Origin of the sequence: Synechocystis sp. FACHB-908, from assembly GCF_014698595.1 — a bacterium.
Taxonomy (GTDB): Bacteria; Cyanobacteriota; Cyanobacteriia; order Cyanobacteriales; family Microcystaceae; genus Synechocystis.
The window spans coordinates 1-25,183 of sequence record NZ_JACJTH010000003.1; the positions used below are offsets into that span (position 1 = coordinate 1).

Annotated in this window: 18 protein-coding genes and 1 pseudogene; 8 read left to right on the forward strand and 11 right to left on the reverse strand. The window is 49.0% G+C overall.

What is annotated here, in order from left to right:
- Together H6G46_RS00075 and H6G46_RS00080 are read right to left on the reverse strand one after the other, a co-directional pair.
- The coding region (locus H6G46_RS00075) for an Ig-like domain-containing protein (protein WP_190759815.1) at positions 1-2,800 on the reverse strand (2,800 nt) is incomplete at its 3' end.
- A 339-nt stretch (positions 2,801-3,139) separates the two neighbouring features.
- On the reverse strand, positions 3,140-3,790 hold the full coding sequence (locus tag H6G46_RS00080; protein ID WP_223211278.1) for a DUF721 domain-containing protein: 651 nt from the start codon (positions 3,788-3,790) through the stop codon (positions 3,140-3,142).
- Between the two features lie 77 nt (positions 3,791-3,867).
- On the opposite strand from H6G46_RS00080, the gene H6G46_RS00085 reads away from it, so the two are divergent.
- Entirely contained in the window at positions 3,868-3,984 is a 117-nt protein-coding gene (locus tag H6G46_RS00085; protein ID WP_010873313.1) for a photosystem II reaction center protein I, read from the forward strand.
- A 228-nt stretch (positions 3,985-4,212) separates the two neighbouring features.
- Positions 4,213-6,624 (forward strand): DUF3769 domain-containing protein, encoded by a 2,412-nt coding sequence (locus tag H6G46_RS00090; protein ID WP_010873312.1) that lies wholly within the window; start codon positions 4,213-4,215, stop codon positions 6,622-6,624.
- Positions 6,625-6,996: 372 nt separating this feature from the next.
- Here H6G46_RS00090 and H6G46_RS00095 read toward each other — a convergent pair whose 3' ends face one another.
- From H6G46_RS00095 to H6G46_RS00115, 5 genes are all read right to left on the reverse strand, one after another.
- Positions 6,997-7,551, reverse strand: a complete 555-nt coding sequence (locus H6G46_RS00095; protein ID WP_010873311.1) for a YqeG family HAD IIIA-type phosphatase — start codon at positions 7,549-7,551, stop codon at positions 6,997-6,999.
- A 26-nt stretch (positions 7,552-7,577) separates the two neighbouring features.
- Positions 7,578-8,327 carry a pseudouridine synthase gene (locus tag H6G46_RS00100; RefSeq protein WP_010873310.1) on the reverse strand — a complete coding sequence of 250 codons (750 nt, stop codon included), beginning with the start codon at positions 8,325-8,327 and terminating at the stop codon, positions 7,578-7,580.
- Positions 8,328-8,364: 37 nt separating this feature from the next.
- Positions 8,365-9,972 carry an NCS2 family permease gene (locus H6G46_RS00105; RefSeq protein WP_010873309.1) on the reverse strand — a complete coding sequence of 536 codons (1,608 nt, stop codon included), beginning with the start codon at positions 9,970-9,972 and terminating at the stop codon, positions 8,365-8,367.
- A gap of 95 nt (positions 9,973-10,067) precedes the next feature.
- Complete coding sequence (locus tag H6G46_RS00110) at positions 10,068-13,679, reverse strand: EAL domain-containing protein (protein ID WP_223211277.1); 3,612 nt, start codon at positions 13,677-13,679, stop codon at positions 10,068-10,070.
- A gap of 207 nt (positions 13,680-13,886) precedes the next feature.
- Positions 13,887-15,488 (reverse strand): 2-isopropylmalate synthase, encoded by a 1,602-nt coding sequence (locus H6G46_RS00115; protein WP_010873307.1) that lies wholly within the window; start codon positions 15,486-15,488, stop codon positions 13,887-13,889.
- A 185-nt stretch (positions 15,489-15,673) separates the two neighbouring features.
- Here H6G46_RS00115 and H6G46_RS00120 point away from each other — a divergent pair, with 185 nt between their 5' ends.
- Positions 15,674-17,062 (forward strand): gluconeogenesis factor YvcK family protein, encoded by a 1,389-nt coding sequence (locus H6G46_RS00120; protein WP_010873306.1) that lies wholly within the window; start codon positions 15,674-15,676, stop codon positions 17,060-17,062.
- A gap of 38 nt (positions 17,063-17,100) precedes the next feature.
- Here the strand turns inward: H6G46_RS00120 and pyrE are convergent, their stop codons facing one another.
- Both pyrE and H6G46_RS00130 read right to left on the reverse strand, forming a co-directional pair.
- On the reverse strand, positions 17,101-17,697 hold the full coding sequence (gene pyrE, locus H6G46_RS00125) for an orotate phosphoribosyltransferase (protein WP_010873305.1): 597 nt from the start codon (positions 17,695-17,697) through the stop codon (positions 17,101-17,103).
- 100 nt (positions 17,698-17,797) lie between these two features.
- Complete coding sequence (locus tag H6G46_RS00130; RefSeq protein ID WP_010873304.1) at positions 17,798-18,418, reverse strand: hypothetical protein; 621 nt, start codon at positions 18,416-18,418, stop codon at positions 17,798-17,800.
- A gap of 211 nt (positions 18,419-18,629) precedes the next feature.
- Here H6G46_RS00130 and H6G46_RS00135 point away from each other — a divergent pair, with 211 nt between their 5' ends.
- From H6G46_RS00135 to H6G46_RS00150, 4 genes are all read left to right on the forward strand, one after another.
- Positions 18,630-19,247, forward strand: a complete 618-nt coding sequence (locus H6G46_RS00135) for a hypothetical protein (RefSeq protein WP_199303670.1) — start codon at positions 18,630-18,632, stop codon at positions 19,245-19,247.
- Between the two features lie 64 nt (positions 19,248-19,311).
- On the forward strand, positions 19,312-20,082 hold the full coding sequence (locus H6G46_RS00140; RefSeq protein WP_010873302.1) for an MBL fold metallo-hydrolase: 771 nt from the start codon (positions 19,312-19,314) through the stop codon (positions 20,080-20,082).
- A gap of 224 nt (positions 20,083-20,306) precedes the next feature.
- Positions 20,307-22,619 carry a 1,4-alpha-glucan branching enzyme gene (glgB, locus tag H6G46_RS00145; RefSeq protein WP_010873301.1) on the forward strand — a complete coding sequence of 771 codons (2,313 nt, stop codon included), beginning with the start codon at positions 20,307-20,309 and terminating at the stop codon, positions 22,617-22,619.
- Between the two features lie 42 nt (positions 22,620-22,661).
- Complete coding sequence (locus tag H6G46_RS00150; RefSeq protein WP_010873300.1) at positions 22,662-23,336, forward strand: cytochrome b/b6 domain-containing protein; 675 nt, start codon at positions 22,662-22,664, stop codon at positions 23,334-23,336.
- A 63-nt stretch (positions 23,337-23,399) separates the two neighbouring features.
- Here the strand turns inward: H6G46_RS00150 and H6G46_RS00155 are convergent.
- Positions 23,400-23,537: pseudogene (locus H6G46_RS00155) on the reverse strand (transposase); the annotation flags it as partial.
- A gap of 227 nt (positions 23,538-23,764) precedes the next feature.
- On the opposite strand from H6G46_RS00155, the gene H6G46_RS00160 reads away from it, so the two are divergent.
- Positions 23,765-23,977: a hypothetical protein gene (locus H6G46_RS00160; RefSeq protein ID WP_010873299.1), complete on the forward strand. Its 213-nt coding sequence runs from the start codon at positions 23,765-23,767 to the stop codon at positions 23,975-23,977.
- Between the two features lie 27 nt (positions 23,978-24,004).
- On the opposite strand, the gene recO is transcribed toward H6G46_RS00160, so the two are convergent.
- Complete coding sequence (gene recO / locus H6G46_RS00165) at positions 24,005-24,820, reverse strand: DNA repair protein RecO (RefSeq protein WP_010873298.1); 816 nt, start codon at positions 24,818-24,820, stop codon at positions 24,005-24,007.
- Positions 24,821-25,183: the final 363 nt, after the last annotated feature.

Sequence of the window (25,183 nt, forward strand, 5' to 3'; positions counted from 1 at the left end):
CACCAGTCGTGGTGCCACTGACTGCAACAGGACTACCTGCTTCCACGGCATTGATGATGTCATCAACCGCAATGGCATTGATGGTGACAGTCGGAGCAGTGGTATCAACAGTGTAGGTTTGGTTATCGGAAGCACTGCCTGGATTACCAGCTGCATCGGTAGTGGCAACACTGGCAGCAATGGTCAGGTCAGAGCCATTAACTAAATCACCACCAAGAACGTCGATACTGAAGTCACCATTGGCATCAACAGTCCCAGTGAAGGGCTTGCCATTGACCGTCAATGTGACGGTGTCACCAACATTAAATTCACCACCAACAGTGCCGGTGATAGGAATCGCTTGTCCTGACTCGGCAGCATTGATGATGTTGTCGGCAGTGACATCATTGACTGTGATTATTGGAATCGGTGCTGTCGTATCAACCGTGTAGGTTTGGTTATCGGTGGCACTGCCGAGATTACCCGCTGCATCCGTGGTGGCAATACTTGCAGCAATGGTGAGATCAGCATCTACAATGAGGTCACTACCAGGAACATTGATACTGAAAAGACCACCCGCACCGACTGCACCAGTGAAGGTCTTGTCATTGACCGTCAATGTGACGGTGTCACCAACATTAAATTCACCACCAACAGTGCCGGTGATAGGAATCGCTTGTCCTGACTCGGCAATGTTGATGATGTCATCGGCGGTGATATTCGCATCTAAGGTGATGCTGGCAGCTGGCGCTGTGTTGTCTAAAGTGTATTGCTCGTCAGTTGTAGGAGTGGTATTGCTTAGGGCATTGTTGGCGGTATCTCGTATGTTCTGTCCACTGGCAAAGTCCAGATTGACGGTTCCATTATTATTGGCAATACCTGTGACAGTTACGGTGTAAACACTCCCACTGCCAGAAACATTGCTGATGGTAGCGCCGCTTACGCCGGTTCCACTGAGGATAAAGTCGTTTACATCGACATTTTGAACATTTTCCGAGAATGTGACTTGAAAAGTTAAAGAATCGGCATTGGTTATTTCTGAAGTTGGATTATTGCGAAGAATGCTGGTGACAATGGGGGCAATGGTGTCAATAGTCTGGGGGTTTGAAAATGTGCCAAGTGGGGCTCCTAAAGCAAAAGAAAATTGCCTTACATCATTACTTGCATTGTTCCAGATAACTCCGGCTCTGACTGTGAGAGATGAAACAGGTGTGAGGAAGTTGGCAATGAAAGAAGCAGTGTCGTCAAAACTAATGCCTGTTAATACGGAAGGCCTACCATCAACCCTTAAGGTTTTAGTATCTCCTTGAGTGGATTCAGAAACGTTTAATCGAGGAGGTCCAACTACAGCAATTTGGTAATTGGAGTAGCCGCTTACTTCGTAAAATTCTCTTTCAGTTGTTGAGTTCCCATCAACATCAATACCTGTCAGAGCAAATTGGTTGAGAGAAATGGGATTTCCTAAAGTATCTTGGAATTCAAACTGATACTCAAAATAGCCACCTCCAGTAGCGTTGGCATCAATGAGGGGCTGAATCCTTGCTGTATTAGAAGCATTAGAATCAATGGTACTGTTGGCAATTGTGATATTAACAGCTCTTATAGTTACTTTTGCATTAATCTGCTGAGTAGTGAAAGTTGGAATGATGTTTGTGTATAAACGAACCTCTTGTACACCTGGAGGAGGAGTCGATGTAGTGAAATTAGTGTTAAATACAAAGTTTTGAAAATTAATATTTAAGACGGTATCTTCTGCATTCTCTAGATTTATCTTTTGCCCGTCAATAAAAGCAAAGCCAGTATCATTTTGTGTTTTTAGAGTTTCTAGATAGGTTGGATTAACTTCCCCTAGTTTGACTAAATTAGCAAAGATCTCCCCTTCATCGCCTTGGCTATCGGCCCCGTCATTTAAAATCTGGTCGAAGTCATGGCCAATTTCTTCGAGTAAGACAGCAACAATTTGCTCCTGACTGGCAGTGGCAAACCAATCGGCGTTGAGATAAACGGTCGGGGTATCAGTGGTTCCCGTAGCACTATAAGCCCCCAAAGCTCCCTGTAATTCAGCGCTAGAACGTACTTCCAAACGGATTTGGTAACTACCGTTCGAAATTGAAGAACGCAAAGATTCCGCATTATTAGTCCAGTCATCAGTGCTGGCAGTGGCACTAAAAGGAATGGCTAATTGGGTGAGATAGTCGGATTGGGCAAAAAAGCTGGAAAGTTGTTCTTGTACTAATGGTTGCAGAGCATCCAGTCGCTCGGTGTAGATACCAGAGGAGTCCACTAGATCAAACAAAGACCATTGCCCATTGCCATCCAAGATGCCGGGATAGGCCGCTAACTCAGGAGCAGAAAAAATATTTTCCATGACAATATCACCCTTTTGAAAATCTAAAACCCAGTTACCACCTAGGGCTTGATGCCCGATCGCCGTGGTAGAAGCGGAGACCCCGGCCCCCGCCAAGCCGGCCAACTTTTCAATAAATTCCGTACCGGCATCACCAGCGGCTACATTACAGCCGTAGAGAAATAGTTGGGGAGACTCAACCCCGACAAACCAGCTTTTTAACTCGTCACTGTGGTAGACCAAATTATCTAAGCCCAGATGGCCATCACCTAGGTGCAGACAGCCAGGAGAGCCATGGCAAAGAATATGCAGAGAACGAACAGCGCCTTGTCTTCCCAAAGCTTCCGTAATCTGCCGGAGACCGCTTTGGTCGGGATCTAGGGTTATTACCGCAATATTGGGTAGAGTAGCCGCCTGAAGCAGACCCCCATGGAACACCCGGGAATCGAGGACGAACAAGGTCGAGTTAGGCATATTCGGGACAAAAAGACTCGAAAAAGTTGAAAAATTATTTAGGATTCAAGCAGCGGTTAGCACAACGAAGGCTTGCCGAAAGACTCTAGCTTCAAGCAAATTCAGCTAGGTAGTTAAACCCGGGAGAACTCACAGGGCACTGAAAAGCGGGAAAACCCTTACATTATTCCGATGAATGGGGGCAAGTGAAAAAAACATCCCGGAATTTCTCCGCATTTACCTACGTGTTTCACCATCATACCCAAAAAAAACTTCAAAGTATTCACGGTTATCAATAAACCTTGGCAGACTCAACCAATTTTAAAGTTTTTCATAGCTCGTCTGCAAAACAAACTAAACCTAATGACTTCCATCCTTTTCCGGCCGGGATTGGGAAAAAATTTCCTGCCAGGGTTGCCTTGCACAGACACTACAGCGGCCCCAACGCTCGATTTCCCCTGGATTGACGGCACTGCCGCATTGGGGACAGGGTTGCAAAACCTCGGCTCGTCTTTTCAAAGTTGTCAGCCATTGATCCAGTGCTTCTGTCGCACTAGTGACTTTTTCTCGGCGATCGCCAGGGGAGGGAGGGGCAGGACGGGGCATGGGGGCAGAAGCTTCTGGTGGTTTCCCTGAATGTTGTTGATGCCAATGGAGAGGGGAAAAGCGCAGATCAGCCAAGGGCTCCGGTAATTCTCGATTCAGTTGGGCCAAAAGATTAATGCGTTGGAGTTGAAGATTTTGGGCCAGAGCTGGGGAGATAACCGCCACTGTCAGTACCTCCCGCTGGATACCTAGAGGTTTAGTACAGTCATGGAAACGGGGATCAATCACCTTCTGCCAAGCTTCTTTGACCAATTGGTAACGGCGCAGTTGTTCCCACCCTGGCGATCGCCCCAGGCGGCCCAGTAATTGTTCAAGATTGTTTAAGCCCATGGTGTGCTCCCTTGGCGGTGGAAATTCCCCGGCCATCTCCCCAAAGCCTAGACCGAAATGGGGTAAAGTAGGCAAGGTAGAATGGTTTCTGCGCCCGGATTTTTACCCAAATTAAGCTTTGCTACGCCTTTGCATTTAACTAAGGAGAATTTATGTTAACCCTTAAAATCGCCGTTTATATCGTTGTTGGCTTGTTTATTTCCTTATTTATCTTCGGCTTTCTTTCCAGTGACCCCACCCGGAACCCTGGCCGCAAAGACTTTGAATAAGCTTTAGCCCAAAATTCTTCCTTCTCTCCCTAGACTAATTTTGGTGCCAAGGGTAGATTGGAACCTGATTACTCTCCCCCACCGGAGAGTTTTTTGTCACTGGGGCCACAGACGAAACGATTTCTGGCAATTGTTCGTCCCCCTTGTTAACCAAGCCCGGTTAGCCTTAGCTTTATCTCAGTCCAAACAAAGCAAATGTTAGCGTTGGCGTTTAGTTCGTCGATTTAAATGCCCCCTATTGTTTCCCCTCCCCCTCCTCCGGTACCCATTGAAGTGATCAGTCCGAGGGAGACTGAAGAAATGCTGGCAACTGACGGGGCAACACTTTCCTCGTCCACCCCTCCATCGGCGGATCCGGCGATCGCCCAAGCTTCAGCTAAGGATCTTTACCTTAGCCCCAACTCTGGTTTATCCCTCGGGGGTCCCCCCGCTATCCCAGACGGAAAAATCGGCGATCGGTCTGTGGAAGTACCCATTGCCACGGCCAAGAAAATTATCAGTCAATCCCGGGATGGGGAAATTCAGGAGTATTTGATCACACCCCCCAGCGACTCGGAGCTGGAAGTAATCACCGGGCCCACTGGTGAGGCTGAGCCCGCCATTGAACAGGGCCAAGAGGCGATCGGTGAAGTCTTGGAAATTGACCCCGGAGCTTCCCCCTCCCCAGAGGCAACGGAAAATGACCCGGAGCCAAATCAATTCTTAGATAGTTCCCCCATTCCGGCCACGGAGGAGAATGACGTACCCATTGCTCCAGAAGTAATTGAATTAATTTCTGATCACCAAGAGTTCGATAGCAATCGGGAAATAGTCACTGCCACCGGTAACGTTACCATGCGTTTTGCTAACGGGTTACTACTGGCCGATCGCCTGCGAGTTAATTTGCCCGATCGATTTGCGGTGGCCGAAGGTAACGTCACCCTGAAGCGGGGGGAACAAATCCTCCAGGGGCAAAGATTTGAATACTTCTTTGTGCTCAACCAGGGGGTAATTTACGACGCCAACGGGGAAATTTACCAGCCCAGCACCGCCCGGGACTTTGCCCAAACTGTGCCCACCGACTTTGGTAACCCCATTGTGTCCAACCAAAGTTTGAACGATCGCCTGGCCGTCAACCAGCCTGTCACCAACGTAGTAGGACAAGAAGGTTTTAGCACAGGCATTGGGGCCAGTACCCCAGGGGCCCAGAGTGCCAGCCAGACAGAAACTGGGGGCCAAGTTAATCGCCTCCGGTTTCAAGCGGAGCAGGTGGATTTTGACGCCGATGGTTGGCGGGCCAAAAAAGTCCGCATCACCAATGATCCGTTTAATCCGCCGGAATTGGAGGTGCAAGCGGAAACCGCCGATTACTACAACGTCGCCCCGGAAGTGGATGAATTAAAACTGACTGGCTCCCGGGTATTGCTGGATCAAACCACGTCTTTGCCCTTCCAAGACCGACTTACCATCGATCGCCGCGATCGCCAACCGGGATTGATTAGCATTGGCTATGACGGAGAAGACCGGGGCGGTTTATACCTCCAAGGTAATTTCACCCCCATCGACACGGAAAATGTCACCTTTCAAGTTAAGCCTCAATATTTAATACAAAAGGTATTTTTTCCCGATGCTTTCCCGGTAGCTAACCAGAGTGATGCAGAGGTTTGTGCCCTATGTCCCGCCGCCTTTGGTTTAATTACGGAGTTGAACGTCAATTTTAACGAAAGACTCAATTTACTTAATACCCTCAACTTTTCCAACCTCAACTTAGATTCCATCGACAATTCCCTGCGGGCTAAATTGGCGGTGCAAAATAAACTGGGGGATTTGGGCAATCCCTACGATCTAAGGTTTGAATACAACTACCGCGAGCGTTTATACAATGGCTCCCTCGGTTTCCAAACGGTGCAAAGCAGTGTGGGGGCGATCCTGGTTTCCCCCACCATTAATCCCTTTGAAGACCCCAGTTGGGCCCTCAATTACCAGGCTTCGGTTCAAAGTGTGGAAGCCAGCACCGATCGCCAGGAATTAATTAATCCCACCACCGGAGATAACTTAGTTAGCCTGATGCGCTTGCAGGCGGCGGCATCCTTAACGAAATACTTTGTGCTTTGGGCTGGGGAAGCACTCCCCCCCACCGCCGAAGAGGGTCTGCGCTATAGCCCCAATGTGGTGGTACCCTACGTGGTGTTTAACACTGGCATTACCGGGGTGGGTAGTTATTACGGCGATGGCAGTACCCAACCTTCCCTCACCGGCAGCGTCGGTTTTTTTGGACAATTTGGTAACTTCTCCAAACCCTATTTGGACTACACCGGTTTTAACATTGGTTATTCCCAAGGTATTCGGGGCGATGCGTCTCCCTTTTTCTTTGACCGCTTTGCCGACACGGAAATACTGAGCTTTGGCCTGACCCAACAAATTTACGGCCCACTAAGGTTCGGGGTGCAGGGAGCCTACAGTCTGACTGCCAACGAAGAAATTAGCACCGATTACGTGTTGGAATATAGCCGCCGCACCTACAACATTCAATTGCGCTACAACCCCCAACTGCAGGTGGGTTCGATTAATCTACGCATCAGCGATTTTAACTGGAGTGGTAATCCCGGTACCTTTGACGGCAGTGACATCCGCCCTGTCACCCAAGGCGTTATCCGCTGAAGCTCAACATAGACTGGGGCTGACAATTGTTCCTCAACTTTGTTTGTTTTTCTTGACATTTTTGGGCTGACCAGTAAAAGAAAATCCAAGGAATGATTCTTTAGCTAAATTGCCACAATTTTAAAGGGATCAAGCCAAAATGACCTGATCCCCGTGTTTTTTATTATGTTAAGGGTCTTTATAAAGGTGACCCCGTGTTATTTCGTTGGATCAATTATGGCTGATCCCCAGGCGATCGCCGCTTTTTTTAAGATTCTCTTTATAATTCTCATAATCATTTCTTATTAAGTTTTGTAACAAAATTATAGCCTACGGGGATTGACTTTTGCCTTGACTAGCATTTCAAATCTGTTTTCCTTACTGTAGCTGGGTTTATTCAAAAATGCCCTGCAAGGTCACCCCTAGTTTCTGGGAAAGCCAGACTTCAATATTCCTAATCGACCAGGGATAGAGGGGTTTACCAGGTAACTCCATCGGTTCCACCAAAATGGTGAACATGCCCAAACGATTCCCTGCCAGCACATCGGTAAACAGGCGATCGCCCACCATGGCAACGGATTCCACTGGCAATTGCATTTCGGCAATGGCTTGGCGCAGTTTACGGCGAGACGGTTTAGCCGCCCCATAAAGGAAAGGTAAATCCAGGGTTTGGGCCACTCCCCCAATGCGGGACTCGCTCATATTGTTGCTCACCAACCAAATGGGCAGTTTGGCCTTAATGGGATCAATCCAAGCCTGGAGTTCCTCGGAAACTTGATCCCCCCGAAAAGGTACCAGGGTTTCGTCCACATCCAACACTAAACCCTTGACCCCATGGCGATCGAGAATGGCCGGGGACAATTCCACAATGGTTTTGCCCAAAACTAAATCCGGTTGCAGTAATTTGGCGCGGGTCATGGGGAAGAAAATAGGGAGATTAAATAACACTAACAATACAATTGTGCGAAACCACCCTACCGCAGATTGACCTGTTTTTTCAACAGTCGAATTTCCGCCGGGGAAAGAAAACGAAATTGCCCACTACCCAGAACTTTGCCCCTGGTATGCAACTGTAGGGGGCCAATGGTGCGGCGATGGAGCTTCAGCACCGTCAATCCCAATTCTTCCGCTAAACGACGAATTTGGCGATTACGTCCCTCCGTCAACGTCACCAACAAATGAATCTGGTCTTTATTTTCGGAAATTACTTCCAGAGTAGCTGGTAGGGTTTTTTTGCCATCTAGCATCATGCCCGATCGCCACTTTTCCAGATCTTCATCACTGGGATTACCTTCTAACCAAACGTCATAGGTTTTTGGCAAATGGTAACGGGGATGGGTCAGCCGCAGAGTCAATTCGCCATCATTGGTGAGCAGGAGAGCGCCAGTGGAATTACGGTCTAACCGGCCAACGGGATGCAGTCCTTTGCCCCGCTGTAAGTCCTGGGGCAGTAAATCCAGCACTGTTTTCCGGCCCCGGGGATCGTCACAGGTGGACAGCACATCCCTCGGTTTATTAACCAATAAATAAATGTCCCGAGGCCGATTATCAGCTTTAATTTGTTTGCCATCCACCGATAAAAAATCCTGCTGGGGATCGGCCTTATCCCCCAGGTTGGCCACTTTGCCATTGACGCTGACCCGCCCCGCCAGAATCATTTCCTCCGCATGGCGACGGGAGGCAATACCCCACTGGGAAAGCAATTTTTGAATACGTTCAGCCATAGGTTATGCCACCACAACAATAATTAATGCTCTTATTTCAATCTTGCCCTTTGGGGTTAGTCCACTGCACATAAATCAATAACAAAGCCAGCAAAAAGTAACTGATGGCCCAACTGGCTCCAGCCCCCCACCCCAGAGCCATCACTGTGTCCGCCCCTGTCCAGCGGTAACTGTGCATCAATCCCAACCAGGATAAAATTCCGGCGGCGATCGCCCAGAGGGCAGCTAGGCCAAATTTTTGCTCAATGATGTAAACGGTCATGGCGGCCAGGATCATGGCAGAAAAAATCAATCCCTGTTCCAATGCAAAGGCTCCGGTGATAAACAAATCTGCCTGTTGAAAAGCAGGTACCAATTCTGGAGTAATGGGATTATCCGGAGTGCCTAGACCTGCCACCCGGAGAGAATTTTTTGCCACTAAGGCCCCCCAAGCGGCAATGCCCGGCAACAGGCCAATGACCACAGCGGGGTAATGGTTGACCGGGGTGGCACTAAAACTTTGGCTAACAATGATGATGCCAATCCAGAGCACGATCGCCATGGCACTATCGATGGGAATCAGATAAACCAATAAACTCAGACTACCGGTGAGACATAAAACCGCCATCACCAAACCGTTGAGCCAGGAATAACCAATCCTTGCCCCCATATCTTTACAACCGGGATGACCAATGTAAATGGTGGTGGGAAAACAGGAGCCAAATAGGGCCGCCGCAATGGTGCCCAAACCATTCACCGCTAAACAGGGAGCAGTCGGATAATCATCCCCCGCCGCCGCCGCACTTTCCAGGTTTTGCAAACTGCCCACCAAATTGAACAACCCCATGGGCAGAATAATGCTGAAATAGCTGACCAATACCCCTTTTGCTTGCCAGAGGCTAACCAAATCAAGGCTGGGTAGATAAATTCCCAAGGGGGCGATCGCCGCTTCCACCTGTGGAGCATCCCAAGCGACTAATCCCGTTATCCAAGCCAGGCCAGTGCCCAGCACAATGGCCATTAATCCCCCGGGAATCGCCAATTTTAGTCCCGGCAAACGGAAAGTAACCTTGCCGAAATAGCTGAGCAGAATGACTCCCAAGGGCAAAATGCCCACTAAGGGATGGGCATAGGTACGGAGGAAAAAACCTAGGGCAATGAAAGTCAACGCAATGCCCGCTAGGGTGGAAAGTAGAGCGGCCCTGGGGGTATAACGCCGTAACCAATCCGCTCCCCAAGCTCCCCCCAATTCAATCAGACCGGAGCCGAAACAGGCCACTAAGCCCGCCTGCCAGGCCAATTCCGCCGCCGCTTCACTGCTGGCCCCGGAGCCGATCGCCAATAATCGCACCGGCAGCATAACCAGAAAAACATAGGCAAACAAACTGACTGTATTGATGCCATAGGGCAAAGCGGTGATGTCATCCCTTCCTTCTCTTTTTCCCTGGTGATAGGCCAACCAACTGTAATAAAAGTTGCCAACAATTAAGCTAATGGCAATGCTGGGCAAAATGCGCCCATAGATCAGGGTCAGAGGAAATTGCAACACCGATTGGGTTAATCCCACAATTACCAGGATCTGCACCAAGTTGTTCACCGCCAGGCCAAAGAAGCCATCAATGTCCTGTTTAACAAACCAACGGGGGGCGATCGCCGTAGCACTCATAGACCTATGTAGAAAATGGAAAGCTGAGCCGACTGGTCGCCGACATACAAAGGCTACTTCATCCCCGGTAAAAAATCGTTATTTTGTCACTATTTTCAGGAAAATGGCTCTTTCCTATCCCCATGGCATTCTGTCACAGCGGGCACAGACCAACGGGGTATTTGGATGGTTAAAAAATCTAGCAAATCCTCTGAGGGAATAGGCCGGGCGAAATAATATCCTTGCCCTGCATCGCACCCCAGCCAATGGAGTTGGGTTAGATGCCGTTCCGTTTCAATGCCCTCGGCAATCACGTCTAATCCGAGGGTGTGGGCCAGGGTCACAATGGTGTGGACAATGGCAGTGTTTTGGTTGTTGGGCTCCATGGTGTTCACAAAGGAGCGGTCCACTTTAATGGTGTTAATGGGAAAGCGGTGCAGGTAGCTGAGGGAGGAATAGCCCGTGCCAAAATCGTCGAGGGAAATTTGGATATTTCTTTGCCTTAAACTTTTCAGTACATCAGCGGCCAAGTTCAAATTATCGATCAATAAACTCTCGGTAATTTCTAATTTGAGGTCCTGGGGGGCCAGGTTCGTGCTGGACAGAATTTCATCCACTGTTTTTAGTAGCCGTTGGTCCCGTAATTGCCGACTGGAAACGTTAATACTGACTTGAAGATGGGACAATTGGGGAAAACTTTGTTTAAGTTCTAGTATTTGTCGGCTTGCTTCCCAGAGAATCCAATCCCCCATGGGCACAATTAAGCCCGTTTCCTCGGCGATCGCCACAAATTCTTCGGGTAGGATCAGACCCTCTTCGGGATGTTGCCAGCGCACTAAGGCCTCAACCCCCTGTAACTGTCCAGTCTTGAGACAGACAATCGGTTGATAATGTAACTGCAATTCCTGGCGATCGATGGCTCGCCGTAGGTCATTTTCCCGCTGGAGCCTCTGCACAGCATGGTGGTGCATGGTCTGGTTGAAAATAGCGTAGCGGCCCTTACCTGCGGCCTTAGCTCGATACATGGCGGTGTCTGCATCCCGCAAAACATCCTGGGGATGGCCATAGTGGGGATGGTTAAGGGCAATGCCAATGCTGGTGTTGGTGAAAATTTCCTGGCCGTTCAAGTTAAACGGTTTTTGCAGTTCCTGGTGAATTCTTTGGGCCACGGCGATCACGTCTTCGGGACAGGTGATGTTTTCAATCAACATGGTGAATTCATCCCCCCCCAAACGCGCTAACGTATCTTCTGGCCGCAAACATTGGCGCAGACGATGGGCAATGCCCTGGAGCAGTAAATCCCCACAACTGTGCCCCAAACTATCGTTGATAATTTTAAAGCCGTCTAAATCCAGAAATAGCACCGCAAATCTTAAATCCCGACGACGCAAATTTCTTTGCAGAGCATGGCCCAGGCGATCGAGAAACATTGATCGATTGGGCAAATTCGTCAGGGAATCGTGGTTGGCGTTGTAGTGGAGTTTTTCCGCCGCCAATTTGCGCTCGGTGATGTCACTGTCAATGCTGTCAATGCGTAGGGGTTGATGCTCGCCATCCCGCACTAATTGACTACGGCGAAATAGCCATCGCTCCTTGCCCCCCGGTTGGACAATGCGATACTCCAACTCCGTCTGGTCCTTTTCCATCAACAATTGCAAGTGATATTCCAGCAAAAGGCGATCGCCAGGGTGGACCTGTTCAAACCAAAAATTTTGGCTCTGGTAACAGACTTCTAGGGATTGACCATAGACCATGGCCGTGGTGGGATTGAGATAAAGGGTGGCAAAACTGACCGCATCGGCGGACCAAACCACATCCTGAATGGAGCCCAAAATTCCCTCCAAGCGTTGCTCACTAGCGGACAGGGCCTGCTCAGCGGATTTCCGTTTGGTGATGTCCGTTAGCATGGCCAGTTCCCCCCGATAATTGCCCCATTGGTCATACCAAGCACTGCGGGACACCAAACCCCAGAGCACACTGCCATCTCGCCGTTGGAACTGGACATCGTAAACCTGACCATGGTTGGGTAACACACAGCGAGGGAAAGATTGCAAAGTCTTTTGGTGACTATTTTGGGACTCTGGTAAATGGTGAATGACAAGGACAAAAGCAGTAATGTTTTTCTCTAAAATTTCCTGCACCGAATAACCCAACATATCTGCCAATTGCTGGTTGGCAAAGGTAGTTTGTTGGTCTTGGTCCAAAATCCAAATGCCTTCAGAAGTCAGCTCGACTATATAACGATATTTTTTCTCACTTTCTGCCAGGGCTAGACGGGCTTGGTGCTGTTCTGTAATGTCCCGCAGGGAAACCAAAAAGGCTTTACCCTTTTGCCAATGAATGGGAGACACCCGCATTTCCGCCACCACCATGCTGCCATCGAGGGGGGTAAGGGTAATTTCCGTTGCTTGATCCGCCACAAAAGGAATACCAAAGGGTTGCTGGAGCAGTTCGCCTTCCTGTCGTTTGAACATCTCCCTGGCGGCGGGGTTGACAAATTGGATAATGCCTTCTTGATCAACAATTAATAGCCCATCGGTGATGGTGACAATCATGCTACTGAAGAATTCTTCACTGGCCCGTAGCTGTTGCTCTGCTAATTTTTGTTGGGTAACATCGGTTTGAATACCGATGAAATTAACCAGGAAATTTTGCTGGTTATAGATGGGGGAAAGGTATAAATGATTCCAAAAAGATGCGCCATCCTTGCGATAGTTTTTCAAAACTACTTCACACTCCTGGCCGTGGGCGATCGCCGTGCGGAGTTTTTCTAATTGTTTATTTTGTTCCCCTTGGCGGTCTTCATTGAGTAGAAAACGACAGTTTTGCCCAATCACTTCCTCCCGATTAAAACCGGTAATAGTTTCAAAACCTTGGTTAGCATAGACTACCGCATTGTCTGAGCCCAGGGCATCGGTGATCAAAATGCCGTTGGAGCTGGCATCGATCGCCTGTTGTAACAGTAATAATCTCTCTTCGTATTCCTGGCGATCAATGGCCGCGGCAAGGATATGGCTAGCTACCTTGAGAAATTCAATTTCTTCTTCGGTAAATTTACGGGCAGTGAGGCTATAAACCCCCAAAACTCCGAATGCGGTGCGGGGCCCCGCTACCATTAAATTTATGCCGCTGACAATACCAAGGTTATGCAGTAAAGGGGAAGCCCGAAACTTAGTACTTATCCTCAAATCTAGTTCAACAATAGGTTCATAATCTTCCATCCGGCGATCGCCATTATGTTGAATGGTATAGCCGGCATAGGAACGATTGGTGGCATCAATGGTATAGTTGCCCACCAAGGCCTTGTCCCAACCATCCCCAGCGCAAAGGACCAGGGCAGAGCGATTGGGCAAAAGTTCCCAAAGGCCACAGTAATCTACCCCCAAGGCAGTGCGGATCAATTCCGTAGCTTGATCAAAAAATCCATATAAATCGCGGCTGAGAATGCCCCACTGTCCCAGGCGAGCTAAAGCCGTTTGCAAACCGGAAACGGGAGGCGGGGGTTGGGACGGCGAATTCTGATGTTGGGCTAATTCCCGGGCTAATTTTTCCTTCGCTTGTTCCGCTTCCAGTAACTGCCGTTTGAGTTGGTCAATTTCCCGCTGTTGTCGATGCTCCAAATTAGTGGCGGTGGGTTTACGTTCTTGGTTGTCCCGTTCCAATTCCCACAAACTAGGAGTCAGGGATAATCCCCCCAAGCTTCTTTGTTTAGCAACCCACCATGGCATCGGGGGAAACTTGAAACGAGACCAAATGTTCATCCAAGGCATCTGAGCGAAAAAAGGCGTCCCCGGAGTCACAACATCCCCGGGGATCATGGCCAAATTATAGGTCTTTCCTCCCTTGTCCATGGGGATGGGAGGGGGTTTAGCAACAAATTGTGATGTTTGCTACCAATTAATCCGACTTAGCCTGGCGTAACTGTCACCGGGCCATTAAAGGGAAGCGACGACGGGGGGATGCTCCCGGGATTTCTCCAGGGCAGCATAAAGACGGTTTAATGCCCCCAGATAGGCCCGGGCCGAGGCGACAATGATATCCGTGTTGGCCGCATAGCCGGTGTAGATCACCCCGTTATGGCGCAGACGCACACTCACTTTACCCAACGCATCAATGCCTTCGGTGACGGAGGTGACGGAATATTCCAGCAGCTCATTGGGCAATTGCACAATCTGATTAATAGCTTTATACACTGCATCCACCGGGCCCGTACCGATCGCCACAGCGGTTTCTTCTGGGCCAGCCGGGGTACGAATGGTTAGGGTAGCGGTGGGCACCGAAGGCTCACCACAGGAAACCTGTACCCGTTCCAAACGGAAGAGTTCGGGGGGTTGGCGAATTTCATCGTTAACGATTGCCTCTAAATCCCAATCGGTAATTTCTTTACGCTTATCCGCCACTTCCTTAAAGCGAATAAAGGCGTTATTTAATTCCGTATCGCTCAGGTCAAAACCCAATTCCTTTAAGCGAGTACCAAAGGCATTGCGGCCGGAGAGTTTACCCAACACAATCTGGTTATTGGTTAAACCGATGGATTCCGCATCCATGATTTCGTAGGTGAGCTTATTTTTTAGCACCCCATCCTGGTGAATGCCGGATTCATGGGCAAAGGCATTAGCGCCAACAATGGCCTTATTGGGTTGCACCATCATCCCCGTTAACTCCGACACCAAGCGGGAAGTGGCGTAAATATGTTTGGTATCAATGTTGGTCAGAGGTGCGGTGGAATCGGCGGGGCGACCTAAAAAGGGATTGAAGTAACTGCGGCGCACATGTAAAGCCATGACCAATTCTTCCAAGGCCGCATTACCAGCCCGTTCGCCAATGCCATTGATGGTACATTCCAGTTGTCGAGCCCCATTTTTCACCGCTTCCAGAAAATTGGCCACCGCTAAGCCCAAATCGTTGTGGCCATGGACGGAAATAATCGCCTGGTCAATGTTAGGCACGTTATCGGCAATACCTTTGATTAAAGCCCCATATTCTGCCGGGGTTGTGTAACCCACCGTATCGGGAATGTTGATCGTGGTGGCTCCGGCGGAGATCGCCGCTTCTAACACTTGGTAAAGAAATTCGGGATCACTGCGCCCGGCATCCTCCGGGGAAAACTCAATGTCATTCACTAAGGATTTGGCATAGGCCACCATTTCCGGCACGATCGCCAACACCTCCGCCCTGGTTTTCTTTAACTTATGCTCCAGGTGAATGTCCGACGTAGCTAAGAAGGTGTGAATACGGTGTTTAGCCGCTGGTTTTAACGCTTCCGCCGCTGCTTTGATATCTTTTTGGGTGGCCCGAGCTAAGCCGCAAATTACTGGCCCATTTTCCGTACCCACCGTTTGGGCGATTTTCTGCACCGCCTCAAAATCCCCGGGGCTAGCAAAGGGAAAACCCGCTTCGATAATATCCACCCCTAAACGGGCTAGAGCCCTGGCGATCGATAGTTTTTCTTCCACGGTCAGGGTGGCTCCGGGGGACTGTTCCCCATCGCGAAGCGTGGTGTCGAAAATCAAAATACGATCAACAGGACTATTCATAATAAACGCACCTTTTCAAGGGTGAAAAAGACACAGATAGATTCTGATTGTATCTTGTCTATTTAGACGTTGGCATACTTTGAAGAGGTAAAATCGGTAGCGATTGGTTTCCCCTTAATGCGTTAAGGAGTAATTTGCTTTATCGTCCCATTGCCCTTTCTTCTCCCCCTCTGCTTCCCTAGCCCATGAGCCATAGCCGCTTTAAGTCCGCTAAGTCCGCCATGCGCAAGTTGAAAACCGAACAACGGAAGTTTGGCGATCGGGTTTCCCAGCACACCTCCCCCAGGGTTAACCGCTGGTTCAAATGGATGGCTCCGGGACTGTTTGTCAAACGTTGGATGGTGATCAGCGCCGTTGGTTTGACTTTAATGTTTTTGGGCTTGGCCATTTGGGTTAAGTTGACCCCCATTTTTCGCATTACGGAATTTGTTTCCGATACCCTGGGGTTTTTGACCAATCTTTTGCCCAACTATGTTTCTGGGCCCCTGATTTTGGCCTTGGGACTATTTTTTGTCTTTTGGGGTCAAAGTCGCACCGTTGGTTCTATTTCCGAGGTGTTGCAACCGGATAACGACCAGGAGTTGGTGGACGTGCTACTGGCCCACCGTCGCCTTAATAAGGGGGCTAAAATTGTCGTAGTGGGGGGAGGTACGGGCTTATCGACTCTTTTACGGGGCTTGAAACATTACAGCGCTAACATTACTGCCATTGTTACCGTGGCCGATGACGGTGGTTCCTCCGGGCGTTTACGACGGGAAATGGGTATGTTGCCCCCAGGGGATATTCGCAATTGCATTGGGGCCCTGGCGGACGAAGAAAAGTTATTAACAGAGTTGTTTCAATACCGTTTTAAAGCTGGGGATGGGCTGTCGGGCCACAGTTTTGGTAATTTGTTCCTCACTGCCATGGCGGAAATTACCGGAGATTTGGAAATGGCGGCGATCGCCTGCTCGAAGGTTTTAGCGGTGCGGGGGAAGGTGTTGCCAGCCACCCTGGACGATGTCAAATTGTGGGCAGAAATGGAGGACGGGCGCTATGTGGAGGGGGAATCCAATATCCCTGAAGCCCAAGGACGCATTCGGCGCATCGGTTGTTTACCAGAATCCCCTAAGGCTTTGCCAGCGGTGCTCAAGGCCATTAAAGCGGCCGACTATATCATCATTGGCCCGGGCAGTTTATACACCAGCATTTTGCCTAATTTGCTCATTCCCGAAATTCAAACGGCGATCGCCAAGGCCAAGGTGCCCCGCATTTATATCTGCAATGTGATGACCCAACCAGGGGAAACGGATAATTACACTGTCTCAGACCATTTAACGGCGATCGATCAAGTCTCTTCGGCAAGGCTCTACGATGCTGTGCTGGTGCAGAGAAATCCCCCTTCTGCCCCGGTGTTGAAAAAATATGCCGCCGAAAATTCCCATCCCGTTTACCTGGACCGGCAAGCAGTGATCGAAAAGGGTTGCCGCATTGTGCTAGCCAATGTGATGCAGGAGGATGAAAAAAGCCATCAGGTACGCCATGACCCCCAACGCTTAGCCCGGGTATTAATGCGCTGGTATGGCGGTCAGTAAGTTGGGGATTGGGATTCTAAGCACAAGCTCCAAAAATTCTACTTCTGCCGGTAAACCTGTTGAATATCACCGATGGTGAATAGCGCTTGGAACGTCAAACCCTGGCTTTGGTAAAATTCCCGGCCTCCCTGTTGGCGATCGACTAAGGAAATAACTGTGTCAACTTGGTAGCCCGCATTCCGCAACCTTTCCACCGCTAGCATGGCGGATTTTCCGGTGGTGACCACATCTTCCAACACCACCACTTTTGTTCCCGGAGCTAACTCTGGCCCTTCAATGTAGGCTTTGGTGCCATGGCCCTTGGCTTCTTTACGAATGATTAATGCGACCACAGGTTTTTCTTCGTAGGCAGACACCGTACTAACAGCGCTGACAATGGGATCTGCCCCTAGGGTTAACCCGGCCACCGCTTCCACTTGGTCTGGCAACTCTGTCAACAGCAATCGCCCGATCGCCAAGGCCCCTTCCGCCCGCAGGGTGACCAATTTACCGTTGATGTAGTAAGTGCTGGGTTGACCGGAGGAAAGAATAAAATCTCCTTCCTTGTAGGCATGAGTGGCCAACAGATGGAGTAAATATTGGCGTACTTGTGCTAGGGGGGCAGTTTTGAGAGCGGCCAGGGTCAAATCGGTCATAAAAGAATTTTGGTGGTTTTGTAACGAAGGATCAGCCCTTGATTGTAAGGCCCCAGGAAAAACTGAACACAAAAATAGTCCGCCATGGGAATGTTTGAGCCTAGCTTACTGGTCGTAAGATTTGCACCAGAACTCTTAGGAGATGTTCAAGATCCGCTGGGACGCGGTAAAGGTCAAGGTCTTGGGTTACGCAACGGGATTGCCGGTCTAGTTGGCCAAATTGCCAAATATTACCCGTGGAAATTGCCCCCTGTAGGACGGACTGGTCTGACTCTATCCATTGGTCAAGGGCGATCAATTCAATGGCAAGCTGAACAAAACCCCGTTCCAAATCCTCATTTTTTGCCTCAACTACCAAGAAAGTTTGATCATTTTGTAGTAGATAATCCAGTGAACCTTTTAGTTGATTACTAACCACAATGGGATACTCAACGTCCAGGTTTGCGTGGGTATAGTGCAGAACATCGGTCAACACTGGAGCAATGAGAAATTCTCTCCTTGCCATTTCGCTGGTGAGGCTGAGGCGGGGTAAGCTTTCTTCCAGGCGAGTCTTGAGGTCACCCAGACGGTTAAGGGGCCCTAAATACTGGGGAAGATCGAGGGATTGACGTTGGAGAGTGACACCAAAATGCCTCAGAATGTCTTGGGGTGCAAAGTTAAGTTTGAAGTAATCAGAAAAAGTGTAACTTTGCTCAGGCCGAATAATTGAAATTCTAGGCATGACATTAGGAGAAATTAAAGCGGCGAATAATTCCAGTTTAGTTCAGACCATTTAGAGAAAATTATCGCTGCTAAAAGCTTCCAACAAGGGTTTAGTAACTGGGTAAAAGACGGACTCTTCAGTGTATGGCACCCAAGAGAGGCGCAATACCGATAAGCTGGAGATAACCGCACTGAGTAATCATCCCTAGGTGTAGGGGAAGGTGAAGATCATGGGCAGGGCAAATTATCGGGCAGGTTTCTCCATTTCCCCCTTGGCGATCGCCATTAACGTTAACTTGAGCCGCCCAACGGAAAGCGCCCCATCTCCCCAGCCGTGGCAATGGATCTACACCTTCAATGACGGTAGCCAACTGCGGGGCACATTCCAAGGCTCAGTCAAACAAGGCCCCGAGTTAACCAATCCCATTCCTAGCTTTAACGTTCAAGGGGTTGGGGTAACGGAATATCTAGCTCCGGGCGATAAAACCCCTCTGTTGGCTTGGCAACCAGGACAATTTAATTGTTTTGAAATGGGGGAAAGTCTATTGTTAATGGCTTCTAGCGACAACTATGTGGGCAACAGTCTGTGCTTAGTTAACTGTCCCCAGCGGCAATGGGCCCAAATTACCCATTGGGGGAGTCGGTTGGTGGCGGAAACCTTACTGTGGGATAGATTAGTTTTCCATTGTCTAGCGGGGGATATGCCCCCCACCGTTTGGTCAATGAATTGGCAATTCTCCCCCTTTTTTCCGCCCTTTTTCCATTGGCGCTTTCAGGCTTGGCCCCCAACGGCGATCGCCAACCCAGCAACTTGCCCAGCAAATAATTCCTCCGTTCTTTTATTCTGAAACCTAGCCCCTCTTTACAATCGTTTACAATAGGGAGGAACGATCAGCAGGGAAGAAATTGGTTATGGAACTCACCTGGTACGACAGCAACTCTTGGCTAATTGAGATGGGCGGACAGAGAATTTTGCTTGATCCTTGGTTGGTGGGGGACCTAACCTTTGGCAATACGCCCTGGTTATTTCGGGGTTTTCGCTCCCAGCCCTTGGCAATTCCGGAAAACATTGACCTAATTTTGCTTTCCCAGGGTTTGGAAGACCATGCCCATCCCCCCACATTGAAAGAATTGGACAAAAGTTGGCCTGTTCTTGGTTCCCCCAAAGCCGCTGAAGTTGCCACCGAGTTGGGCTATGAAACAGTAACAGGTCTACCCCATAACCAAAAATTTGTGCTTAACGACCGGGTGGAAATCCTTGCTCTACCCGGTTCCCCCATTGGCCCCACCCTGGTGGAAAATGCCTATGTGTTAACGGATCTACAAACCAGCACCAAACTCTATTACGAACCCCACGGTTTCCACTCTCCCCAACTGCAAGACTTGGGGCCCATTGATGTGGTTTTAACCCCCGTCATTGGCATCAATATCCTCGGATTCCTGCCGGTGCTCAATGGCCAGAAAACCACCCTGGAGCTTTGTCGCACTGTCCATCCCCAGGCGATCGTCCCCACCTCTGGAGCCGCAGAATTGAACTATAGCGGTTTACTAACTAAAGTTTTACGTTTAGACGGCGATCTCAGTCAATTTCGCCAGTCCCTAATTGACGAAGGGATACAAGCTTCCCTATGGGAACCCCAGGTGGGAGTGCCCCTCAATGTGCCCCAATCCACCGTTGGCTAGGTTGGAATGTTCAAATCACTGTGCGGTGTGATGCTTGATAAATACAGTGAGCCAGGGAAAACTGCAAAAAAGTGTATAAAGTAGGTTTAACTTGAATCAAAATCCTTTCTCCGCAGTCATAGCCAGGAGTAGGAAGATTACCAGCGAAGCAAGTTGTCTTCCCCTAGCTTTGGGCGGGCAAACCCCTTGCAGTATTGCCAACGTCAAAAAATCACCATAGCCGAATGACCTACACCATCAACGCTGACCAAGTCCATCAGATTGTCCATAATCTTCACCACGATCCCTTTGAAGTGTTGGGCTGCCATCCCCTCGGGGACCACGGCAAGGTCAATCAATGGGTCATTCGTGCCTATTTACCCACGGCTGAAGCGGTAACGGTGTTGCTTCCCACCGATCGCCGGGAAGTGATTATGACCACGGTCCACCATCCCAACTTTTTTGAATGCGTGTTGGAGTTGGAAGAACCGAAGAATTATCAATTAAGAATTACCGAAAATGGCCACGAAAGGGTAATTTATGACCCCTATGGTTTTAAAACTCCCAAACTGACGGATTTTGACCTCCATGTGTTTGGGGAAGGCAACCACCACCGTATTTACGAAAAACTCGGTGCTCACCTGATGACGGTGGATGGAGTTAAAGGGGTTTATTTTGCTGTGTGGGCCCCCAATGCCCGCAACGTTTCCATTTTGGGGGATTTCAACAACTGGGACGGCAGATTGCACCAAATGCGGAAACGCAACAACATGGTGTGGGAATTATTTATCCCTGAGTTGGGGGTGGGCACTTCTTATAAGTATGAGATTAAAAACTGGGAAGGGCACATCTACGAAAAGACTGACCCCTACGGTTTTTACCAAGAAGTACGCCCCAAAACCGCTTCCATTGTGGCAGACTTGGACGGTTACCAATGGCACGACGAAGATTGGTTGGAAGCTAGGCGCACCAGCGATCCCCTGAGCAAACCCGTTTCCGTTTACGAACTCCATTTAGGCTCCTGGTTGCACACTGCCTACGACGAACCGGTGAAAACTTTGCACGGGGAAGGGGTGCCGGTAGAAGTGTCCGAATGGAATACCGGGGCCAGATTTTTAACCTATTACGAGTTGGTGGATAAACTAATTCCCTACGTGAAGGAATTGGGTTACACCCACATTGAGTTACTACCGATCGCCGAACATCCCTTTGATGGCTCCTGGGGTTATCAAGTGACTGGTTATTACGCCCCCACTTCCCGCTTTGGCAGTCCCGAAGACTTTATGTATTTTGTCGATCAATGTCACCTCAACGGCATTGGTGTGATCATTGACTGGGTGCCGGGGCATTTTCCTAAGGACGGCCATGGCCTAGCCTTTTTTGACGGAACCCATTTGTACGAACATGGTGATCCCCGCAAAGGTGAACATAAGGAATGGGGCACTCTCATTTTCAACTACGGCCGGAACGAAGTGCGGAACTTCCTGGTGGCCAATGCCCTATTCTGGTTCGACAAATATCACATTGACGGCATGCGGGTGGATGCGGTGGCCTCCATGCTCTACCTAGACTATTGCCGAGAAGAAGGGGAATGGGTGGCCAATGAGTACGGCGGCCGGGAAAACTTGGAAGCGGCAGACTTTTTGCGCCAGGTAAACAGCGTTGTTTACAGCTACTTCCCCGGTATTTTATCCATTGCGGAGGAATCCACCTCCTGGCCCATGGTGTCCTGGCCCACCTACGTTGGCGGCTTGGGCTTTAATCTGAAATGGAATATGGGTTGGATGCACGACATGTTGGACTATTTCAGCATGGACCCCTGGTTCCGCCAGTTCCATCAAAACAGCATTACGTTCAGTATGTGGTACAACCACAGCGAAAATTATATGTTGGCCCTGTCCCACGACGAAGTAGTGCACGGCAAAAGCAATATGTTGGGCAAAATGCCTGGGGATGAATGGCAAAAGTATGCCAACGTCAGGGCTTTATTCACCTACATGTTCACCCATCCCGGCAAGAAAACCATGTTTATGAGCATGGAATTTGGCCAGTGGAGTGAGTGGAATGTGTGGGGTGATTTGGAATGGCATTTGCTCAATTTTCCACCCCATCAACAACTAAAACAATTCTTCACTGAGTTGAACCATTTGTATAAAAATGAGCCGGCTTTATACAGCAATGATTTTGATGAATCGGGTTTTCAATGGATTGATTGCAGTGATAATCGCCACAGTGTAGTTTCCTTCATTCGTCGGGCCAAAAATAGCGCAGAATTTGTGGTTACCATTTGTAATTTTACGCCCCAACCCCATAGCCATTACAGAGTGGGTGTTCCGGTACCTGGTTTCTACACTGAATTATTCAACAGTGATGCCCGACAGTACGGCGGCAGTAACATGGGCAATTTAGGTGGAAAATGGACAGAAGAATGGTCTTTCCATGAACAACCCTACTCGTTGGATTTATGTTTACCGCCCCTATCGGTGTTGGTATTAAAACTAAGCCAAAATGCTGAGGAAAATACTGTGCCAGCGGAAGAGGCTAGCAACATAGCTTAGATAACTGAGTTAGCGATAATTTTCTCATCTCCGACTTTTATTATGTCCTCCACCAGTCCCACTAGTCCCTATCAATCCCTGGTGTTGCGGCTCCTCCATGGGGCCATGGCTTTGTTAACTTTGTTGGCGATCGCCAGTGGCTTTTGGGTTTACAACACCTACGACGGCCGCTGGGGATCTTTACCGTTGCCGAAACCCTACTACACCCAGGATCTCCATGGCACAGGGGCTTTGGCACTGTTTTTGCTCATGTTTCCCTTTACCCTCTACTGCTTTCACCTTGGCGATCGCCGTTTATGGTCTGATCAAAATTGGGAGCAGTTACAGCAACCGGGCACTCCGGCCTTTTGGGTGGCGTGGCAGAAATTGGTTAATACCCTCATGCTGGTGGCCTTAACTGTGGCGGTGGTGAGCGGGCGCATGATGCAGGAAAGTTGGTTACCCCAAGGAGAACTCAACCATCTGCCCTATTTTTTCCATCTCCTGGGCTGGTTGATCGTCGTCCTTTGTTTAGCATTTCATTTACTATTCAGTGCCAAAGTTGGTGGCATTGCCCTCTGGCGATCAATGGTGAGTTGGGGCCGCAGAGCTAAAGATAATCCCCAACAATGGCTCCGGGATTTTCGTTGGAAACTATCGTCCAAAAGTTTGCAATGGCTCCGCTGGTTAGTGTTAGCCGGATTAGTTTTTGCCCTGATTATGCCAGCCTTTGCCTGATGCGTTTGGATGACCCCAGGTTTGGGAGGCGGCCATAACCATTGAGAAGGCATTTGAAAAGTTTTAGGCAAGCCTTCGGAGCATGGGATTGAACATGGAAACATAGATCATCGTCTCACTGGTCGTAGGTAAATATTCGTGATCCTTACTCAAACGACGATAGCGACCAAGCCAAGCAAAAGTACCTTCAACAACCCAACGTCACAAAGAAAGATGGCGAATGGACTTAGTTGATGTTTTTCCTGGTTTCAGGAGCACTTTGGAATTGATATTCAACAGGAAAAGCCAAGGGATTACCGGAAAAAAGCCCCATCGGTCAAGGATTTTGGCTGTATTTGTCCAAACTTAGCCATAGGCTAATTGGGTATAATGGCGGGTACTGACTGTCTCGAAATTTTTCGCCCATTGAACCTTACTAGCTAACGCCCATGTTTCTTGAAGAACTTAAGCCAGTGACCCGTGAACTTTGTCAACAGCCGATCGCCTTTGCTGGGGGGTTTGTGTCTGGTGTGCTGCGGCTAAAATTGACCGATGATCCGCTGAAAAAGTGGTTACAAAAGCAAGGGGTAACGGACTTTTCCGGGGCAGATATCAATCAAACAGCCCAGGATAATCGCCCCCAAAGCATTGATATTGACTAATTGGGCTTCAAGGGGAGGAAAGGTACGCTAAAAATCCACCTCCCACATGCTATCTAGTAAAACAGCGGCCCGGAAGCTTTTTCCCAATTGACGTTGGGCATAGTAGCGCATCAGATTTTCCGCTTTTACCCAATCCCAGAGGCGAAAATTTTTCCTGGCGATCACTGGTAGATACTGTTGGGGGTCCGGTAGGGCAGGTTGGTTGAGTTGTTGCAATAAACTTAGTTCCATAGCTGTTAAGCGACGCATTTGGGGAATGGGGCCCATGTCCCTAGAACTGCGAAGATCGACAATGCCCCCCAATTCTGGGCTAAAGCCCACCCGCCATTGGCGATCGTAAAAATTGGGACTAATAGTTTGGGCCGTGATGGCACAGTGATGAAATTGGGGGGCAATGCCCTCTGCCCCGAGGCAATGGAATAATGCTTGGGCTAGATGGCCATAGATATTTTCCACTGTGGCTTCCGTTTCTAACCGTCGTAGATGTTCGGTAAACAGTTCATACAGGGATGTTTGGGCACTGGCCTCTGTCCCGAGGGCCAGGATTAGCTCGATTAAGTACTGACCCGCCGCCAAATTACAAACATTTTGCCCCAGGCCAGGGTAGGAATATTGGGTTTCCGCTTGGTTGATACGGTCCAAACTTTTTCCCGCAAATAGCAGAAATTGGTTAACTACAAATAGTTCGGTGCGACCCCTGAGACTAGATTTTGGTTTTCTAGCCCCCGGCGCAATGGCTCGGATCAAACCATACTCCGGCGAGAAAATGGTCACTAGGCGATCAGATTCCCCAAAGGCCATACCTTTCACAACAATGCCTAGGGTTTGATAAGTACGGCTCAAATTAGTTTCTGGTTATTCTCTGCCAGTTCTCTAAACTATATGATAGCAACGAAATTTTAGGAGAAAGTGTCATTTTTGCAAAAATCGAAAAATAACTTCCAGACTATTTAGATTGTGTTTGTCTAGTCTAAATTAACTGACAACGTAGCAATCCGGTATAGAAGCCCTACATTCTAAAACTAAGTCAAATGCCTCGGATGGATTAGGATCGCCAACATAACAAGATGGTGCTTCTCCTCCCTGTCGCATATAAGAGCGTGTTTGAAAAGTCGGCATAATTGGGAAAAATGGTGAAGAATATAGAATTTTCACCGTAATGATACTGAGAGAATTTTACAGCAGCGACATCAGTGATAGCCAGTA

Excerpts from the sequence above, each read along its gene's own strand:
- H6G46_RS00085 (WP_010873313.1), top strand. The coding sequence starts at position 3,868 with ATGTTAACCCTTAAAATCGCCGTTTATATCGTTGTTGGCTTGTTTATT.
- H6G46_RS00090 (WP_010873312.1), top strand. The coding sequence starts at position 4,213 with ATGCCCCCTATTGTTTCCCCTCCCCCTCCTCCGGTACCCATTGAAGTG.
- H6G46_RS00100 (WP_010873310.1), bottom strand. The coding sequence starts at position 8,327 with ATGGCTGAACGTATTCAAAAATTGCTTTCCCAGTGGGGTATTGCCTCC.
- H6G46_RS00105 (WP_010873309.1), bottom strand. The coding sequence starts at position 9,972 with ATGAGTGCTACGGCGATCGCCCCCCGTTGGTTTGTTAAACAGGACATT.
- H6G46_RS00110 (WP_223211277.1), bottom strand. The coding sequence starts at position 13,679 with ATGCCATGGTGGGTTGCTAAACAAAGAAGCTTGGGGGGATTATCCCTG.
- H6G46_RS00115 (WP_010873307.1), bottom strand. The coding sequence starts at position 15,488 with ATGAATAGTCCTGTTGATCGTATTTTGATTTTCGACACCACGCTTCGC.
- H6G46_RS00120 (WP_010873306.1), top strand. The coding sequence starts at position 15,674 with ATGAGCCATAGCCGCTTTAAGTCCGCTAAGTCCGCCATGCGCAAGTTG.
- pyrE (WP_010873305.1), bottom strand. The coding sequence starts at position 17,697 with ATGACCGATTTGACCCTGGCCGCTCTCAAAACTGCCCCCCTAGCACAA.
- H6G46_RS00130 (WP_010873304.1), bottom strand. The coding sequence starts at position 18,418 with ATGCCTAGAATTTCAATTATTCGGCCTGAGCAAAGTTACACTTTTTCT.
- H6G46_RS00135 (WP_199303670.1), top strand. The coding sequence starts at position 18,630 with ATGGGCAGGGCAAATTATCGGGCAGGTTTCTCCATTTCCCCCTTGGCG.
- H6G46_RS00140 (WP_010873302.1), top strand. The coding sequence starts at position 19,312 with ATGGAACTCACCTGGTACGACAGCAACTCTTGGCTAATTGAGATGGGC.
- glgB (WP_010873301.1), top strand. The coding sequence starts at position 20,307 with ATGACCTACACCATCAACGCTGACCAAGTCCATCAGATTGTCCATAAT.
- H6G46_RS00150 (WP_010873300.1), top strand. The coding sequence starts at position 22,662 with ATGTCCTCCACCAGTCCCACTAGTCCCTATCAATCCCTGGTGTTGCGG.
- H6G46_RS00160 (WP_010873299.1), top strand. The coding sequence starts at position 23,765 with ATGTTTCTTGAAGAACTTAAGCCAGTGACCCGTGAACTTTGTCAACAG.